Genomic DNA, 3,244 nt, shown 5'->3' on the forward strand with positions numbered 1-3,244 from the left:
ACCAACAAGGCCAGGCGCGAAGTCGAAGCGCGGCTGCTGCGCAACCCCGATTTGCCGAAGTGGGATATCCTCATCCGACCCGCCTGCGCTCCCGCATGAGCGGTATAAAATTTTCTGGAAACCGCCTTAGGTCTGCTCGGTGCGCAGGGCATAGCGCTCCGCCCGCAGCGTGCGGGCCAGCTGCTGCAGCAGCGGCTGCGCGGCGGCAGCGCGCTGGTACACCGGATGCCCGGCCACCGCTGCCTCCGGCGACATCGCGGCCGCCCGGGTCGGATGTGCTGACTCGAGCGCCCGGCCGGACTCCCGGAGATGCTCCCAGTCCACCTCACGCGCAGCCCCTGCCTGCGCCAGGTCAACCAGCAGCAATTGCAACGCATCAACCGTTTGGCGAAACTGCCCGTCCGTCAGCTGATTATCACGGGCGTAGCGAGGAAAGAACGCCGTGATCTCCTCCACCGTCAGCTCAGACAGCCGCTTCGGGCGCATCGCCGCCACGAAGTCCTCCGCCCGCTGCACGTACCAGCAGCGCGCGTTCGCGGCCACCCCCTCGCGCACCAGCAGCTCCAGGTATCGATGCCAGCCGGACGGCCGGCCGGATTCCCGGCGCGGGATCTGCCTACCGGCCGGGTTCTTGCCGGTGTTCGGTCGAACGGTCGGAGCACGCATTGAAGCCTTCCGATATTGTGCTAGGCTGGCGTCAGGGTAGCTCAATACACACTGGGTGCTGCCTAGTTAACTGTTGGCCTTGCCTCGGAAAGTCCTTGCCACGAACCCGACGCGATGGCGCGAACCATCCCAACACCAATAGAGAAGTGTTGTTATGCTTCAGATTGCTGGAGGAATACTCATTGCGTTCCTTGTGATCATCACTTTTCCCATTTGGGGCAATCTGCTATTGGCCCTGTTCGGGCTTCTGCTGATGCATTGGGAGATTTTTCTGGGACTAGTTGTGATTACGGTTGTGATCGGAGTCGTCCAGGGTGTTCTTCAAAGCACAATTACGCCCTCCGCCCGACGCGCGTCTGTCAGGAATCGCCACGCCAGCGATCCCCTCCGCGCCCAAGATGCCAATAAGTCGTTGGAGGGCGCCAAGACAGCAACGGGCGTGCGAAAATGTGCGAATCCAAGTTGCCTACGCTTGTTGCCCCGAGGTGTATACAGGTGTCCACACTGCGGCACAGAGAACACCTAAAAGCCCACGACACTTAAGAAAGCGTCCGACTGAACTTAGAGGACACCGATCTCCCTTGACCCTCGGGGAGCGGTTAGGACACCCATTGTGTTTAGGGGCGTTGAGTCGCCGAAGCGATGTGTTAGGCATAAGAAGGAAAGAATAATGAGGTATGTCAAAACTGTTGTGCTTGCTGTCTCGCTCGTCAACATCCTGGGCTGTGAATCGAGTGGCCCTGACCCAAAGGTTGAGGCTTGTGTCAGTAGAGGAGTTTCCTACTTCAAGCAGGTTGGTTCATATCCAACACTGAAAAGTTCTCCGAATATAGGACGCGAGGCTGAAGATGTAGCTCGCGAAAGATGTAATCGTACAACAACGGCGTTCTGAAAACCGAAGGAAGGAAAAGGGGCCAGGCTCAATAACTGGCTCTCTAATCCAATGAAAAGACGCCCAACCAGAGCACCAGCCCGGGCCTTGATCATAAGTCCGTCTAAAACCCAGCGTTGCGAGTGGTTTCGCTTCCGCTACCCCCGACAAATCCGGCACTTAGTCTCGAGCGCTGGACACCGGCGTAGAAAGTGGTCGGAGTTATGATCAAGGCCCCAGCCCGAGCGCTTGACGTTAGCCGCAGAAGCGCCGACAGCTTCGAACACCAAACCAACGGGAGTTGAACACTATGAAATATGCGTTGTTGTTGACCGGCGTTGTGACACTCGCCCTGGCGCCTGCGACGTACGCGATGCGGTGTGGAACCGGAGTCGTCCAAGTGGGTGACTACGAGTCAGAGGTGAACCAAAAGTGCGGTCAGCCCGTGCAATATGACTTTGTGGTCATCCGCCCTTGGGGCGCTGTCAAGAAGTCCATTTATTCGATGGGAAGAGGGAAGTTCTTCAAGGTTCTGATTTTCGACGACGATAGACTGGTGAACATAAGCAACGGGTCCCGGGAATAAGCATTACCGTACTTCAAAAAAGTTTCCTGCTCGGGAGGACGAAATGTGTACTTCACAAACCGACTGCGGGTCGGCCTATTTCTTGCGTGCGTGAGCGCATCCGCTGTTGCAACAGCAGAGATATACAAGTGCCTCGATGCGTCGGGTTCGTTTGTCTTCACCGACCAACCCTGTAACGAGGGGGAGCGACGACACGACCAAGAATGGATCAGTGTGCAAGACGAGAAACGTCGGGCGCACGAAGCGGCGCTAGAAAGAGGAAAAGGGGCCAGGAAAAGGGGCCAGGTTCAATTAACCTAGCGGGAAAGTGGCGGGAGAATAGGGGCAGTCCACCATTAATTCCAAAGGCCAGAAAATCGCCCAATAACTGTTGGGCCTCGAACACCGCGACCTTGAAGAGGCAATGCTAATGAAGCATGAATTTACCCTTGAATTCTGGGAAGACGATGGTTGGTTCGTTGGAAAGCTGAAGGAAGTACCAGGGGTCTTTAGTCAAGGCGAAACGCTTCAAGAACTCGAAGAGAATATTGCCGACGCCTATCAGCTAATCTCGCAGGATGACCAAATAGGCAAACATCCGTCGGCGCATACAAAAGGGATATTGTTGGACGTGGCATGAAACGGAGTCAGTTCGTAAAGGAGCTGACAGCGGAGGCTGTTAAATGAAGCGTCACGGTAGCCGTCATGATATTTACGCGAATCCTGCAACCGGCAAGCAGGCCCCCGTACCGCGCCACCCCGAGATTCGGGAGAGTCTCTGCAGACTCATCCGTAGGCAGTTGGAGATTGCGCAGCAATGAACAGGCCCAACAAGTGCACCAGCCCGAGCGCTTGGCCCGCGTCGAGCTGGGTCTTTAATTGCAAGGCAGTGCCAGGCGGGCCAAGCGCCGGGCTGTGCTGAACGTTGGGCAGCAGGACAAAGGCTTCTCGTTACTAAGCCGCTCGAAAGCAAAGCCAGGTCTGGTATATTGGCGGCATGAAATGCAAACGCGACTCCGACGGGCGCAAGCTCGACCATCAGTCATTGCAGACCATGCGCATGCAGGCGGTGGCCGCCGTCAAGCGCGGCCAGCCGGTGGCGGAAGTAGCGGCGGCGTTCGGCGTGAACGAGCGCACGCTGT

Annotated in this window: 5 protein-coding genes; 4 read left to right on the plus strand and 1 reads right to left on the minus strand. The window is 57.1% G+C overall.

Annotated features, from left to right (window positions below):
- Positions 1–126: 126 nt before the first annotated feature.
- Positions 127–666 (minus strand): hypothetical protein, encoded by a 540-nt coding sequence (locus CKO31_RS25400; RefSeq protein ID WP_200243513.1) that lies wholly within the window; start codon positions 664–666, stop codon positions 127–129.
- Positions 667–1,910: 1,244 nt separating this feature from the next.
- Between CKO31_RS25400 and CKO31_RS27795 the strand changes: the two genes are divergently transcribed.
- The 4 genes from CKO31_RS27795 to CKO31_RS25420 form a co-directional block, all read left to right on the plus strand.
- A complete protein-coding gene (locus tag CKO31_RS27795; RefSeq protein ID WP_369075150.1) occupies positions 1,911–2,123 on the plus strand; it encodes a DUF2845 domain-containing protein in 213 nt (70 codons plus the stop codon).
- Positions 2,124–2,213: 90 nt separating this feature from the next.
- Entirely contained in the window at positions 2,214–2,423 is a 210-nt protein-coding gene (locus CKO31_RS27800; RefSeq protein ID WP_369075151.1) for a DUF4124 domain-containing protein, read from the plus strand.
- Positions 2,424–2,532: 109 nt separating this feature from the next.
- Positions 2,533–2,742 carry a type II toxin-antitoxin system HicB family antitoxin gene (locus CKO31_RS25415; RefSeq protein WP_200243519.1) on the plus strand — a complete coding sequence of 70 codons (210 nt, stop codon included), beginning with the start codon at positions 2,533–2,535 and terminating at the stop codon, positions 2,740–2,742.
- Positions 2,743–3,099: 357 nt separating this feature from the next.
- A partial coding sequence (locus tag CKO31_RS25420; protein WP_200237831.1) for a helix-turn-helix domain-containing protein occupies positions 3,100–3,244 on the plus strand: 145 nt, incomplete at its 3' end.

The sequence above is a fragment of the Thiohalocapsa halophila genome (assembly GCF_016583825.1).
Classification (GTDB): Bacteria; Pseudomonadota; Gammaproteobacteria; order Chromatiales; family Chromatiaceae; genus Thiohalocapsa; species Thiohalocapsa halophila.